This window comes from Riemerella anatipestifer (assembly GCF_035666175.1).
In the GTDB taxonomy this organism is placed as follows: domain Bacteria; phylum Bacteroidota; class Bacteroidia; order Flavobacteriales; family Weeksellaceae; genus Riemerella; species Riemerella anatipestifer_D.
This window is the reverse complement of record NZ_CP142016.1, coordinates 866,256-881,370: the sequence shown is the minus strand read 5'-3', so window position 1 is coordinate 881,370 and position 15,115 is coordinate 866,256. Positions and strand designations below refer to the sequence as shown.

The following is a 15,115-nucleotide window of genomic DNA, read 5'->3' as shown; positions in this document are numbered from 1 at the left end:
TTGTGCATTTTAAATAATACTGATTTTTAGATGATTTAATTTTCTTTGGAAGATAAATTTATTGATATATTGAATAACCGTTGCGGCGGTTATTTTACTGATTATCCTTGTTTTAAAGCCTTCAAAAGTTTTAGCATAGTTTCTTTTAATCATAAATTGGTCGCAAAGTTGAGAGAAAAATGTCTCAATTCGTTTTCGCTTTTTCTTGTACAATGAAAATTGAGGAATATAATCTTTCTGATTACTTCTCATTGGTGTATCTAATTTAATATTAGCATAGTTAAATAAATCTATTTGAACTTTTGCTGATAAATAGCCTCTATCTCCAATTAAAGTACAGTTTCGCATTTGCTCACCAATATCTTTTAAATAGTGGATGTCGTGAACGGATGCAGGGCTTATATCAAAATTCTTAATCACACCATTTAAAGAACATACTGCGTGTAGTTTATAGCCATAGAAATATAATTTCTGTGAAGCACAATAACCATATGTTGGTGAAGAATAGGATTGCTCTTTACAAATTTTTGAACGAGTAGAACGAGCGTTTTCACAAACTTTCATTGGCATGCTATCAACGATAAAAATATCTTCAAACTCATTGAACTCCATCGAAATACGCTGTCTAATTTGCTCTGTTTGTAGGGATAGTCTTCGTTTTCGCTTATTGTAAACACTTCTTTCAATTTTGTTTATCAGAGAGTTTGGCAATTTTCTAAATAACTGTAATTCGCTATCAATACTCAAGTATTCAGCAGTAATATTAAGACTTATGACTTCTAAATCGCTCATTTTAGGTGTTCTTCTCTGATAACTAATCAGTTGATTTTCTGAAAAAAGTCCTAAAACTTCCAAAATTCTTTCATATATTTGCTCTAAGTTGTTCATTTATATCGTTTTATAGCAAAAACAATATACTGATTTTCAGTCTAATAAACAACTCTTGTTTTTTTCATTTCATAATGCACAACGGGTTTATTTAACTATGCTAATATTAAATTAGATACACCAATGAGAAGTAATCAGAAAGATTATATTCCTCAATTTTCATTGTACAAGAAAAAGCGAAAACGAATTGAGACATTTTTCTCTCAACTTTGCGACCAATTTATGATTAAAAGAAACAATGCTAAAACTTTTGAAGGCTTTAAAACAAGGATAATCAGTAAAATAACCGCCGCAACGGTTATTCAATATATCAATAAATTTATCTTCCAAAGAAAATTAAATCATCTAAAAATCAGTATTATTTAAAATGCACAACGAGTTTATAGACTTAAAAGACTCATTGAGGTCTAGATAGCGTAGAGCAAAATAAGGGAAACGGTCTTGATGTCTGATTAAGGCATCTTTAAAAGGGTTTTGCTCCTCCTCAATTTCGTCCAAAAAGCCATCAGCTTCTACCTGAAAATGTTTTTTATTCTCTTCGGAGAGTTTTTCATAGAGCAGTTTAGGGCAACGGCTCAGTTCAGAAAGCATATCCAAGAGCATTTGGTTATGGTCGTATCGGCTCTCTAACCTTAGTTTAGGAAGGAGTATACGGCTTCTGCAAAACACTTCGGTAGTCATTTTTTCGCTTTGTTTATGACTGGCTTTAAAACCACTGACTTTTTTCAGCATCCAGTAGGCATCGCGTTTATCCAAGAACAGATTAGTGAAAAACAATAGCCCTGATTCTGTAAAAAAGCCGTCTTTTTCGAAGCGGTAACGATCGAATTTAGGGTTGTCTTGCTTGTTCTTACCTTTTCTGTTTAGATGGGCAAAGTCCCGAGTGAGGTTGACGGTAAAGTGGGCTTTGTAATCCTCTTTTACCATTCGTAAAGAAGCGTCAAAGGCTTTGTAAAGATGTTTAAAAATATCTTTTTCTGCATCGGGTTTTTTGTGTTTGTAGTGGCTATAGTAGTTCCTAAGATTGTGGAGTTGATTTACAAGGGTTTCTAATGCCTTAATCAATTCGCTTGGATTAAGAGCCTCCGCTTGGGATTGGGCTTCATTTTCTTTCTCTTTCTGCTGCTCTTTTTGGCTACCTTTCTTTTTTCCCTCTTTTTTAGGAGGGTGGTAGCACATTGCCGCAAGGAACGGGAAATGTTTTAGGATAAGCTCCGTTAGTTGGCTCTTTTTGAGTAAATCGTGGTCGTTGTTGAGTATGTTATTCCATGTCCCACAGACAACATCTGCGATTTTGTCATCATTTGAAGGGATCTTAAGCCCCAACTGTTCGTTGATATGGCAAATGGTGATAAAAGCATTATGCCTTGCAATGTTAAGGAAGGCTCCCCAAAAGAACTTGTGTTTCAGTGTGTAAACATTCGGTGGTAAAGGTTTTTCCATAGTTATTTATTTAGTTGCCTAAAGTTAATTATTTTTTTTCAAAACTTCTATTGTGGTTAATATGGCTCATCGCTAAAACAAAAAAGCACAAAACGAAAGTTCTGTGTTTTATATTGCTTGATGTTATTATCTGTTCTAGTGTCTCCCAAAAGCACCGTAGTAAGCCGCTCCTGTAAGAATGGCATTCTCATTCTTTAGAAGATAGATAGGGGTACTCTTTAAGATGTTTTCCATTTTGTCGCTAATCACAAAAGTTTGGTAGAAACTTGGCATTTTGAGTAGTGCCTCTATCTTTACTGCAAGGCTTCCCGCTAAAATAAGCCCTCCCGTTGCTTTTAGTTTTAGGACTAGGTTACTCGCTTCTCTTGCAATGAAATCAACATACGCCTCTACGGTTAAAGCACAAGCTCTGTTTTCGCCGTTGAGTGCCGCATCTATGATGACCTCGTGGGAGTCTCCTTTTTCTAGTTTTTGTGTAAGCCATTCTGGTTCTTCTTGGCGTCTCATATCTCTTACAAAACGGTACACATTAAATAACCCCTCATGAGATAACACTGACTCCCAACTTACAATGCCGTGTATTGCTTTTAAAAAACGGTAAAGCTCTAGCTCGTCTTCTGCTCTAGGAGAAAATTCGGAGTGTCCACCTTCGGTTGCAAAAGGGCGTAAGCATTCTCCGTCCCAAAACATTCCTGCTTCACCTAAACCTCTCCCTGGAGCTAAAATAGCTACATTGCCTTTAGTAGTGCTGCTGTTTTTGTGCAGAGTGCAGAAGTCTTTATCTTCCGTGCCTTTAAGCCCATAAGCCATTGCTTCTAAGTCGTTGATAAGGGTAATGTGTTCTACCTCGGTTCTGCTTCTAATGAGTTCTATATCTAAATCAAAAGGAAGGTTTTCGGTAGTGCATTTGCCATTTAAAACAGGTCCTGGTACTGCTATAGAAATTCTAGAGGGTTTACTTAAGCTATGCTCTTCTAAGAAAAGGTTGAGAATATCACTGAAAAGCCCAAAATCTTGGGTATTGTATTCTTTTTTTGCTTTTAATTCTAATTTTCCGTTCTCAGAAACATAGTAACCTAGGGTAGTATCCTTCTGTTTTACATCAGCAGCAACGAGGCTTATGTTTTGGTTTTCAGTTGATTTTTCTCCAGGTAAATGGAGTGGAAATTTATTTTGAAAAGGCATATCAAATATTTTTAAGTGAGGTTTCAAATATAACAGAATATTTTGTTTTATGAAAATAAAAGTAAGAGAGCTAATTTTCAGTATTGTAAGTTGGGGTAATAGTGCTGTTTTATATGATTTTTGTGTAAATTTGCCACCAATTGTAATTTAGATAGTATATATAATGACTTCACAGCAGATAAGACAGGCTTTTTTAGATTTTTTTAAAAGTAAAGAACACCTTATAGTGCCTTCCGCACCAATAGTATTGAAAGACGACCCTACACTGATGTTTTCTAACTCGGGAATGACACAGTTTAAGGATTACTTTTTAGGCTACAAAACACCTAAAGCTCCTAGAATTGCAGATACACAGAAATGTTTGCGTGTGTCTGGGAAACATAACGACTTAGACGATGTGGGGAGAGATACCTACCACCATACAATGTTTGAGATGCTAGGCAACTGGTCTTTTGGAAACTACTTTAAAAGGGAGGCAATTGCTTTTGCGTGGGAATTACTTACAGAGGTTTATAAAATCCCAAAGGAGAATTTATATGTTACCATTTTTGAAGGTGATGCTACCGAAAATCTAGAGAGAGACCAAGAGGCATACAACTGCTGGAAGTCTTACATTGCTGAAGATAGAATTCTTAACGGAAATAAAAAGGATAACTTCTGGGAAATGGGCGAATCTGGACCTTGTGGACCTTGCTCGGAAATTCATATTGATTTAAGAAGCGAGGAGGAAAAGTCCAAAGTTTCAGGTAAAGATTTGGTAAACCAAGACCACCCGCAGGTTATAGAAGTATGGAATCTTGTATTTATGGAGTTTAACCGCAAAGCTGATGGTAGCTTAGAGAAACTTCCTGCTCAACATGTGGATACAGGTATGGGCTTCGAAAGGTTATGTATGGCACTACAAGGTAAAACTTCTAATTATGATACAGATGTCTTCACGCCTTTGATTGCTAAGGTAGAGCAACTTTCGCATAAAAAGTACGAAGGCTTATTAGATAATGAGAAAGATATTGCAATAAGAGTAGTGGTAGACCATATCCGTGCGGTGTCTTTTGCCATTGCTGACGGTCAGTTACCATCTAACACGGGGGCAGGTTATGTTATCAGAAGAATTTTACGCCGTGCCATTTCTTACTCGTACCGTTTCTTAGATATGAAAGAGGCGTTCTTGTACGAACTTGTAGCGGTGCTTAAAAATCAGATGGGGGCATTTTTCCCAGAGATAGAAAAGCAAGAGAAATTGGTTACAGAGGTGATTAAGGAGGAGGAAAACTCATTCCTTAAAACCATAGAGCACGGCTTAGTAAGGTTAGAAAATATTATTCAAGAAACGCTTAAAAAAGGTGAAAAGACTTTACCTGGAGCAGAAGTTTTTGAGTTGTATGATACTTATGGTTTTCCTGCAGATTTGTCTAGGATTATAGCAGAGGAAAAAGGGCTTACCGTGGACGAAAAGGGTTTTGATGAGGAGATGGAGAAACAAAAACAGCGTTCTAAAAAGTCTTCGGCTCAGAAAGTCTATGATTGGGTTACTTTAAAAGACGAAACGGAGTCTTTTGTAGGTTATGACCAGTTAGAACATAAGGTGTTCATCACGAAATACCGAAAATTAGAAAATAAAGACGGTGTATTCTACCAAGTAGTGTTTAACCAAACCCCTTTCTATGCAGAAGGTGGGGGACAAGTAGGAGATAAAGGTTATATAGAAAGCGAGGAAGGTCAGTTTGAAGTACTAGACACCAAAAAGGAGAATAACCTTAATATTTCTCTTATTAAAGATTTGCCACAGGCTCCAGAGAAAGAGTTTACAGCGGTTGTGGATAGCAGGTTGCGTAGAAATACACAAGCTAACCACTCTGCAACACACCTTTTACACGAGGCTCTAAGAGAAGTTCTAGGAACTCATGTGGAGCAGAAAGGTTCTTTCGTGGGAGCAGATTATTTAAGATTTGACTTCTCTCACTTTAGTAAAATGTCTGATGAGGAGATTGCTTTAGTGGAAGAAAAAGTAAACGCTAAAATTAAAGAGAATATTAGCTTACAAGAGTACAGAAATATCCCAATACAGGAAGCTCTAGATAAAGGAGCAATGGCTCTTTTTGGAGAAAAGTATGGGGATAATGTTAGAATGATTCAGTTCGGAAGTTCTAAAGAATTGTGTGGTGGTACTCACGCTAAATCTACAAGTGAGATAGGTTTGTTCAAAATTGTTTCCGAAAGTTCTACTGCGGCAGGTATTCGTAGGATAGAGGCCATCTCTTCCGAAAAAGCGAATGCTTATTTTAAAGAGTTGGAGGAACAAATGGTTCAACTGTCTCTTGTATTAAAAACTAAAGATGTTCAGAAATCAGTAGAGAAGTTGTTGGAGGAAAATCAGAAGTTGAAATCAGAATTAGAAACTATCAAAAAAGAGTTAGCCAAAAATGAAACGGCAGATTGGAAAAATCAGTTTGTTTCCAAGGAAGGTAAGAATCTATTAGTGAAAATGACTTCTCTAGATGCAGCATCGGTTAAAGATATTGTGTTTCAGCTTAAAAAAGAGGTGCCGACTTCGGTAATAGTTATCCTTTCCGATGCTAACGATAAGCCTATGATAAGCGTAGGTGTTTCTGACGATTTAGGCGATAGCTATAATGCTGGAGCTATAGTGAAAGAGTTGGCTAAAGAAATACAAGGCGGTGGTGGTGGTAACCCAGGATTTGCTACAGCAGGTGGTAAAAATCTAGAAGGTTTACCAAAGGCTTACGAAAAAGCTCAAAGTTTATAAAAAACTAAAAGGATTGTTCTTAGAGAACAATCCTTTTTTAATTATAGGTCTAAAAAAACAGCTAAAACTAATTAGCTGTTTTTTGTGTTTTATCTTATTTGATAAGAGCTTGTTTGTTCCAATCTACATCAAACTGACAAGATTTGTAACGCCCATCAATAGATATAAAAGTATCTGGTAGTTTTTCAACAATCCATTTCTCCATAACTTTACCCTTTTTTTGTTCTAGAGCGTAGTTCTTGATTCTCTCATAGTCAGAAGTTAAGTCAAGTGAGTGTGCAGGAATTTCCTCTAAAACTTTAACGATGCTTACCACTTTTTTATCTCTATCTGCTACATCTTCAAACGCCTCTGTAATGTCTCCTACCTTTAATCCCACAATCTGGTAGCTGTAATTTGCAGGAAGGTGCAGTTTTTCTAGTCTGTCAGAACCTCCAGGTGTAGAAATAACTCCAGCGTTAAATTTGGTAGCTTTGTCATCAGAGTATTTGTAAGCCGCTTCTTTAAAGGTAATTTTACCGTCTTCTATTTGCTTTCTTATTTCATTTAGTTCTTTCTTAGCTGCAGCTATTTCTTCCGTGTTAGGTTCTGCTTTTAGTAGTATATGTCTAGCATCGTAGAATTTACCACTTTTCTTAATAAGCTGTATAAGATGATATCCAAACTCAGATTCTATAGGTTTAGAAAGTTCGCCTTCCTGTAAATTGAGGGCAGCAGCTTCAAAAGCTTTTACCATAGCTCCCTTTGCGATGTTTTTGTATAGTCCTCCAGTAGCAGCAGACCCTGGGTCTTCGGAATATATCCTTGCCATTTTTTCAAAACTTTCACCGCCTTCTATGTCTTTCTTGATTTGGTTAAGTTTATCAATTAATTTTTGCTGATGCTCCTTTGTTAATTTAGGATAAAGGGTAATCTTTGCTAACGAAATTTCGTCTTTCACCATAGGAAGTTGTCCCTTATAGGTATTGTAGAAGTCGGTAACTTCGTTTGGTGTAATGTTAACACCGCTAGTAATTCTTTGATATTTAGCTTGTCCGTAATATTGGTCAGTATCGATTTGCTCTATTGCAGATTTCATCTCAAATGAATTTCTGAATTTGTAAGCGGCTAGAAGCTCCTTTTCTGATGGGAATTGTGCTAAAAGTTCGTTATACTTGGCTTCTGCCTGTTGCTTAATAGCTTCAGAATGATTTTCTATTAAGGTGTCTTTCTTTGCTTCGTAGATGAGTAACTTATTGCTTAATACTTTTTCCAAGAACTCACATCTATTAGCCGTTTGTGCCCCTTGCTGACGAGCGTAATTCTCTTGCTGTTCTATATCTGATTCTAAAACTATTTCGTTGCCTACTACTGCGGCTATTCCGTCCACTAAGTCCCCAGGTTTAAGCTGTGCATGAGCGTTAAACGAAAGTAATGTGATAAAAAAACTCAGTAGGAAGGTAATTTTATGTTTATAGTTCATATTTAATTAAATTTAAAACCTAAGTTGCAAAAATAGAATTATTAAACAATAACTCTTAATATTTTATTATAATTATTTCTTAAAATTTGTAGCTGTTTAAAGTTTTACTTCAAAGGCAGTTAACTTTTTAAATTCTTGTATTCTTTCTTTAAGCATAGTTTCTGATATATTGGCAAGTCTTTCTGTACCGAATTTTTCTACCGTAAAAGAAGCAATAGCAGACCCCATCATTAGAGCAGTTTTCATATTTTCAAAGCTGTAATCTTGGGTTTTAGCAAGGTGGGCTGCAAAACCTCCAGCAAAAGAGTCTCCCGCACCTGTAGGGTCAAACACATCTTCTAAAGGTAAAGCAGGAATTGCAAAGATTTGGTTTTTATCAAAGAGTAAAGCTCCGTGTTCTCCTTTTTTAATGATGATAAATTGAGGTCCCATCTTTCGGATTTTTTGAGCGGCTTTTACTAATGAATATTCTCCAGAAAGTTGTCTAGCCTCTTCGTCGTTAATGCAAATGATGTCTATTTTAGAAATAATGTCTAATAATAAATCCCAAGTATGCTTCATCCAAAAATTCATAGTGTCTAGGATAACGAGCTTGGGGCGGTTTTTCATTTTGTTAAGAACCGACATTTGTACCGCAGGGTGCAAGTTTCCTAATAGTAATACCTCTGCCTCTTGAGCTTTTTCTGGGATTTTTGGGTCAAAGTTTTCAAGAACATTCAGTTCTGTAGATACGGTATCTCTAACATTTAAGTCGCTATGGTATTTCCCTGACCAAAAGAAAGTTTTTCCGTTAGGGATAATTTCTACCCCATCAATATTGATGTTTTTACGCAGCATCATATCTAATTCTTCTTGAGGGAAATCTCCTCCTACCACAGAAACAAGCCCTACACTAGCTTCCATTACAGAAGCGGCTAACCCTATATAAGTAGCAGCACCACCTAGTGTTTTGTCGGTTTTTCCAAAAGGGGTTTCTATGGCATCAAAAGCAACAGTTCCTACAGCTAAAAGTTTCATTGTTTTTCTGTTTGAATTTTTATAATTATTTCTTCCACTGGAAGGTTTCTATCAAGTGGAGTATATCTGTTTTTATGTATTCTACCGCAGGGGCAAGAGAGTCTGGTTTGGGACGAGAGTTAAAATATAAATTTCCCGTTATAAAATGATGAGTGCTGTCTGTGATAAAAAACTGAATGTTAGATGCAGACTCGCCCTTTAGTTCGTAAAAGTTACCAAATACTCTTTTCTCGGGATAGCTAAAAGATTTGGTTTCTATGGCACTGGCTTTTATGGTGTGTTCGTAAACCATTTTTTCAGCTTCCTTTACGTGTAGTTGAAAGTCGTTTTTTATAGGGAAGTAGGTTAAAAACACATTAGCTTTCATTTTAGGATAGCTGAGGTTAAACCAACATTCTCTCTGTTTAGCTGGTGTTACCTTAGCAAAATCTGAGAACTCAAAAGTATAATTACAAGTATTGTTAAAGGGCTGGTAATGTACTTTGGGATACTCTAAGCGGAGCTCTCCTTTAGGTTTGGGTAAGGTTTCGCCTTTACATCCGATGAGAGTAAAGACTAGGATAATGGAAAGTGTGATAACTTTAAACATTGTGCAAAAATAAAAAATACTTACCAATTAAGGTGGTAAAAATGCTATTTGTTGAAAGTTTTATCAATGTAGTTTTCTAAAGGCTTCGGAAACGATTTTTGTTGCGAACTTTCATAATCTATAAAATTGAAGTTATGGTCGTGAGCAAATTGTTCTAATAGCTTAGCACTAGGTAAGGTAACAGTAACAAACTCTATTTCTAAGTTTTTGTGTGTGAGTTTGTGTTTAATAGTACTGTGGTTGGAGATGTACTCTTCTAAATGTTCAGGTAAAAACTCTGGGAAATCATAAAGATTTTTCCAAATAGAAGAGCGGTCGCGTTTCTTTACTACAAAAGAATCATTGTGATGGATAAAGTAGTATTTTAGTTTTATGTCTTCGGTTTTTACCTTTTTTATTTTGACAGGAAATTTATCTATTGTCCCTGTATTAAAAGCGACACAATCTTTACTTAAAGGACACAGCTCACACGAAGGCTGTTTAGGTTTGCAAATGCCAGAACCTAAATCCATAATTGCTTGGTTGAAATCGCCAGGGTTATCTTTAGGGACGAGGTCTTTGGTGAGTTCTGAAAAATAATCAAACGCATTAGATTTTGAAATGTCAAAATCATCAGCAAAAAATCTAGAGAACACACGGTAAAAATTACCATCTATGGCAGGGTAGGGCAACTGGTATGATATACTGCAAATGGCAGCGGCGGTGTATTTTCCTATACCTTTTAGTTTTAGAATGTCTTTGTGATTGGTAGGGAATGTTCCTCCAAAATCTTGCATGATTTGCCTAGCAGCATATTGTAGATTGATGGCTCTAGAGTAATAACCTAAGCCTTTCCAGTAGAGGAGTACCTCGTCTGTATCGGCTTCTGCTAAAGATTTTACATCAGGAAATCTAGCTACAAAATTAAGGTAATGCTGAAGACCTTGCTGTACTTGGGTTTGTTGTAAAATAATCTCACAAATCCATATATTATAAGGGTTTGTAGTAGCTCTCCAAGGTAGGTCTCTAGCGTTTTGTTTGTACCATTGGAGTATTCTAAAGCCAATGTTTAGAAAATCAGGGTTTTGTTTGTTTATTTTCAAAAATAAGTTATATATTTGCACACCAAAAATAAAAACAAAAAAGGAAATGACAAAAGCAGAATTGGTAAATACCATATCGAACAAGTTGGGTATTGAGAAGAATGATACGCAGAAAGTAATAGAGGCTTTTATGCAGGAGATAAGAGGTTCTCTTTATGAAGGTAATAATGTTTACTTAAGAGGTTTTGGATCTTTCATTATTAAGACTCGTGCTGCTAAAACAGGAAGAAATATCTCTAAAAATACAGCTATAGAAATTCCTGCACATAACATTCCAGCGTTTAAACCATCTAAATCTTTTGCAGAAAGAGTAAAAACTAAAGTTCCAGTAAAGGATTAATTCAATTTATTTATTAACATAAAAAATATAAACTATGCCTAGCGGAAAGAAAAGAAAAAGACACAAGGTAGCAACTCACAAGAGAAAGAAGAGAAGAAGACAAAACAGACACAAGAAGAAGAAATAAGTCATAATCTCTTATTAAATATAATATAGTTGATGTTTTATCAAGGTAAAATACATCAACTATATTTTTGTTTAACTATCTAAGATAATTTTAGAATGAAAAAAGAACTGCTAATATCTAATGAAGGCGGTGCTTCTAAGATTGCATTGATAGAAGACGGACGCTTATTTGAGCTACACGAACAAGAACAAGAGAGTGATTTTGTTGTAGGAGATATTTTCCTCGGAAAGATTAAAAAGCTAGCACCTAACCTTAATGCTGCTTTTGTAAATATAGGCTATGATAAAGATGCCTTTTTGCATTATCAGGATTTAGGGCCTCAGTATCTTACCTATCGTAAATTTCTCAACGAGACTTTATCTAAACGGAAAAACGACTCAGGTCTAAAGAATTTTCCCATAGAAAAAGCGTTGGATAAAAACGGTATGGTAGATAGCGTTTTGGCTAAGGACGATGTAGTTTTGCTACAAGTTACCAAAGAGCCTATCTCTACTAAAGGAGCTAGAATTTCTACCCAAGTTTCTCTTACGGGGCGTTTTTTAGTATTGATACCATTTGACCAAAAAGTTTCGGTATCAAAGAAAATTAAAGACTCGGCGGAGAGAGAACGCCTGAGAGCGCTTATAGAAAGCATCAAACCAGAAGGTTTTGGGGTAATTATAAGAACCGTAGCAGAAGGTAAAAAAGTAGCTGAGCTTCATAATGATATGAACCAGTTGGTTCAGAAGTGGGAGACTTGTTTTAAGAACATACAACGAGGCAAAGTGCCTTCTAAAATCCTAAGTGAGGAAGAAAAAGCGTCTGCTATCCTAAGGGATAATTTTAATGCAGATTTTGTAAGCATCATCTGTGATGATGAAGATATGGTGCAAGAAATGAAAAATTACCTAGAGGTAATTGCACCAGAGAGAAAAAATATAGTGGAATTTTATGACCATCATATCCCACTATTAGAATACTATAATGTAGAAAAACAGCTTAAGCAAAGCTTTGGTAAGCATGTTAATATCCCCAGCTCCAAAGGTGCTTATTTGGTTATAGAGCATACAGAAGCACTGCATGTGATAGATGTAAATTCTGGAAACAATATAACCGCAGGAAGCCAAGCTAATAAAGAGCATGCCTTTAACGTAAACAGAATGGCAGCTACAGAGATTGCAAGACAGCTAAGGCTTAGAGATATGGGAGGCATTATAGTAGTAGATTTCATAGATATGAGAGATGCCGAGCATCGTAGAGAACTTTACGAGCATCTTAAAAATGAAATGAAACGAGATAAGGCAAAACATAAGATTTTGCCACCTAGTAAATTTGGACTGATACAAATTACAAGGCAAAGGGTTCGTTCTGAAACGGTGATAGAAACTAAGGAAGAAAACCCAAATAAAGACGGTGAAATTTTAGCACCGGTGGTCATTGTAGAGAAAATGACAGAAGTCCTAAAAGGACTTATGCAAAAAGAAAAAGGAAGGCTTTATCTACACACCCATCCGTTTGTGGAGGCTTACCTTACCAAAGGTCTTATGAGTATACAGACCAAATGGTACTTAAAGTACAAAAAGTGGGTAACTATTATCCCGAGAGACTCTTTCAAATATTTAGAATATAGGGTTTACAATAGCCAAAAACAAGAGTTAGCAAGTTTCTCAAACTAAAAAATACAATCACCTTCTCCAGTACGAGAGGGTGATTTTTGTTTCTCTTATTTTGAGAAAAAATAAGAGAATTGATTCTAAAAACTTGCATACTTGCTTAAAAGGTTATAAGTTTGCTCTATATTTATGCGATACACTATCAGCAACATACAAAAAAGTGAAAAAAACTTACACAAAAATTTGGTAGTTCCAAATAATTGTGTAAACACACACACACACACACACACACACACACACACACACACAGATAATTACCTGCGTATGCGTCGTATTATCTAGAAAATTATTTCAACTTTTATCATTTAGAAAAAATACAACTCCACTAATATTTATTGGAGGTTTTTCATGTTTATATTATTTACATAACCATCTACTAGAAGCATTTTTGTTTTTTAAAACAACATGGTCGTTCTTGTTTAGTGCTTCTAGTGTTCAGGAGGAGTGTTCTGCTCTTTCTGTTTTAGCCTTTCCTCTCATTTTGTGTGTGTTTAGAGGGGGAAGGCGTTTTTTTAGGTTAGAACTTAGAGATGAGATATTAGAGCTCAGTATAGTCTCATCAACCCTTAAGTCCAACACCCAACTTCTACAATCCAATATCTATAACCTTAAATAATCAAATATGAACAATTTTAAATTAAATGTTATGAAAACAAAGACTACAAAATTAAGTGTATTCGCCTTTTTAGGCTTAGGCTTAGTAGTTTACGGACAAAGTGGGAAAGTGGGGGTTAATACATCATCACCTCAAGCTACTTTGGATATTCAGCCTACAGCAAAGAATGGAGATGTTACAGCAACCACTAATGAAGGTATTTTAGCACCTAAGTTAAGTAAAACTCGTGTGGCAAGCATTGCAACACCTGTGGAGGGAACTTTGGTCTATGTAATAGATGATACTAGTAAAACTAAAGGTGCTATAAGTGACTATATAGGTAATGATATCAAAGTAGCTAAAATCACAGAGAAAGGCTATTACTACTATAATGGTACAGAATGGGTAAGAAGAGCAGGAAATAATGATGATATTTGGCAAAAACAGAGCAATAATGATATTAAATTGATAGATGGTAATATTGAAAGTAATATTTCTTATTCATCTGTAGGGGCTTTTAAGAATGTGCCGAAGGTTTTGAGAAATTATAGTAAACACAATCCTTCAACTCAGCAAATAGAAACAGGAAGTATAGATTTGTCATCAATGAACTTAGGTAATTCATTAAATATAAATTTAGGCTATGCAGATAAAATTCCTGTATCTTATGTAGATCCTCTTTATAAGGAAAAACAGTTAATACACAATTATTTATTGGTAGATGAAAAAAATGATGCAGGTGTATATAACCGAATTTTTGGGCAAAGAAATACCATTGCTACTACAGCTACTACAGCGAGTAATTATAGTGCTTTATACGCTAATGTTAACGCCTCTGAACATTATGGTAAAGGGAAGATAAATCTAATGATAGGAGATTATTCTATTGCTACACTATATGATGGTAGTGCTGATAGGGTAGTAGGTGCTTATAGTCAAGCCTCTTCTTATACGGCTAATCAGACTCCTTATATGACAGCTGCTTTTAACTATTTGACACCGAGAGGAACGGGAGAAGTTAATCAGTTATTTGGTACTGAAAATAGAATTCATCTAAATAAATATTCAAAAGGGACATTAAATGCAGTGGCTCTTAACTATAATCAAGCAATTATAACCGATACTTGGACTGGTAAGATAGGTAGATTAGTAGGTAATAGCACTTACTTTAATATTCCAACTACTATAAATAGTATTGATGAAATGTATGGTTTGGTAGTCGCAAATGTAGATAGAGGGGTTAATAAAAACTATGCTATCTATACTAATGCTGGAGAGAATTCATTTGGAGATAAAGTAACAATAAGAAATCATAATTGGACTTCAAATCAAGAGACTATATTTCAATTTATAAATGGAACATCTGTTGATGGAACTAAGAAAGTAAATGCAACCACTCAGATTGTAGATCAAATGAATGGACGAGGAGATGGTGGCTCTAACTTGATATTTAGAACACAAAGTCCTACGCTTGGTACTAATCCTAACTTAACTTTACCTACAGAAAAAATGAGAATATCTGCTGATGGTGCGGTAGGTATTGGCGTTGAATCTCCAGCAGAAAAATTAGAGGTTGCGGGTAATGTAAAAGCCACGGGTTTTATAGGTACTAATGCCGCTATCTTCCCAGACTATGTGTTCCAAAAGTATTATACAGGTACTTCTAGCATTAAATCAGATTATAGCTTTAAAACCCTTAGCCAAGTAGAAGATTTTGTAAAAACTAATGGGCATTTACCAGGTTACCAATATGCGGAAGCTATCAAAAAACAAGGTTATATAGACCTTATGGCTACTCAACTGACCAATGTGGAAAAGATAGAGGAACTTTATCTACACAGCATAGAGCAAGACAAGGTTCTAAAAGCTAAAGATGCTAAAATAGCAGAATTAGAAGCTCGTTTACAGAAGCTAGAAGCCTTATTAGTAAAATAGTTTAACCTTTCCCCATTGCGATAGTATCACAAT

Annotated in this window: 11 protein-coding genes and 1 pseudogene; 5 read left to right on the top strand and 7 right to left on the bottom strand. The window is 35.5% G+C overall.

All coding sequences use genetic code 11. The features are described from left to right. Positions 1-9: 9 nt before the first annotated feature. Entirely contained in the window at positions 10-888 is an 879-nt protein-coding gene (locus VIX88_RS04355; RefSeq protein ID WP_004918508.1) for an IS982-like element ISRa1 family transposase, read from the bottom strand. 87 nt (positions 889-975) lie between these two features. On the opposite strand from VIX88_RS04355, the pseudogene VIX88_RS04350 reads away from it, so the two are divergent. Then, positions 976-1,254 (top strand): annotated as a pseudogene (locus VIX88_RS04350) (transposase); the annotation flags it as partial. Here the strand turns inward: VIX88_RS04350 and cas13b are convergent. Together cas13b and VIX88_RS04340 are read right to left on the bottom strand one after the other, a co-directional pair. Then, positions 1,234-2,331, bottom strand: coding sequence for a type VI-B CRISPR-associated RNA-guided ribonuclease Cas13b (gene cas13b, locus VIX88_RS04345; protein ID WP_064971030.1), 1,098 nt, complete (start codon positions 2,329-2,331; stop codon positions 1,234-1,236). The pseudogene VIX88_RS04350 and the gene cas13b overlap by 21 nt on opposite strands. A gap of 135 nt (positions 2,332-2,466) precedes the next feature. Beyond that, the gene (locus tag VIX88_RS04340; RefSeq protein ID WP_064971031.1) at positions 2,467-3,516 is read right to left on the bottom strand and encodes a glucokinase; all 1,050 of its coding nucleotides are present in this window, start codon (positions 3,514-3,516) and stop codon (positions 2,467-2,469) included. A gap of 163 nt (positions 3,517-3,679) precedes the next feature. On the opposite strand from VIX88_RS04340, the gene alaS reads away from it, so the two are divergent. Continuing rightward, positions 3,680-6,283, top strand: coding sequence for an alanine--tRNA ligase (alaS, locus tag VIX88_RS04335; protein WP_064971032.1), 2,604 nt, complete (start codon positions 3,680-3,682; stop codon positions 6,281-6,283). Between the two features lie 94 nt (positions 6,284-6,377). On the opposite strand, the gene VIX88_RS04330 is transcribed toward alaS, so the two are convergent. From VIX88_RS04330 to mutY, 4 genes are all read right to left on the bottom strand, one after another. Continuing rightward, the gene (locus VIX88_RS04330; protein ID WP_064971033.1) at positions 6,378-7,745 is read right to left on the bottom strand and encodes a peptidylprolyl isomerase; all 1,368 of its coding nucleotides are present in this window, start codon (positions 7,743-7,745) and stop codon (positions 6,378-6,380) included. A 96-nt stretch (positions 7,746-7,841) separates the two neighbouring features. After that, the gene (locus tag VIX88_RS04325) at positions 7,842-8,762 is read right to left on the bottom strand and encodes a PfkB family carbohydrate kinase (RefSeq protein ID WP_064971034.1); all 921 of its coding nucleotides are present in this window, start codon (positions 8,760-8,762) and stop codon (positions 7,842-7,844) included. A gap of 25 nt (positions 8,763-8,787) precedes the next feature. Further along, a complete protein-coding gene (gene gldD / locus VIX88_RS04320; protein WP_064971035.1) occupies positions 8,788-9,351 on the bottom strand; it encodes a gliding motility lipoprotein GldD in 564 nt (187 codons plus the stop codon). 44 nt (positions 9,352-9,395) lie between these two features. Next, on the bottom strand, positions 9,396-10,433 hold the full coding sequence (gene mutY / locus VIX88_RS04315) for an A/G-specific adenine glycosylase (RefSeq protein WP_064971036.1): 1,038 nt from the start codon (positions 10,431-10,433) through the stop codon (positions 9,396-9,398). A 46-nt stretch (positions 10,434-10,479) separates the two neighbouring features. On the opposite strand from mutY, the gene VIX88_RS04310 reads away from it, so the two are divergent. The 3 genes from VIX88_RS04310 to VIX88_RS04300 all read left to right on the top strand — a co-directional run bounded on the left by VIX88_RS04310 (position 10,480) and on the right by VIX88_RS04300 (position 15,082). Then, positions 10,480-10,773, top strand: coding sequence for an HU family DNA-binding protein (locus VIX88_RS04310; protein WP_004919742.1), 294 nt, complete (start codon positions 10,480-10,482; stop codon positions 10,771-10,773). A gap of 222 nt (positions 10,774-10,995) precedes the next feature. Beyond that, entirely contained in the window at positions 10,996-12,555 is a 1,560-nt protein-coding gene (locus VIX88_RS04305; protein ID WP_064971037.1) for a ribonuclease E/G, read from the top strand. 643 nt (positions 12,556-13,198) lie between these two features. Continuing rightward, positions 13,199-15,082: a hypothetical protein gene (locus VIX88_RS04300; RefSeq protein WP_214193887.1), complete on the top strand. Its 1,884-nt coding sequence runs from the start codon at positions 13,199-13,201 to the stop codon at positions 15,080-15,082. Positions 15,083-15,115: the final 33 nt, after the last annotated feature.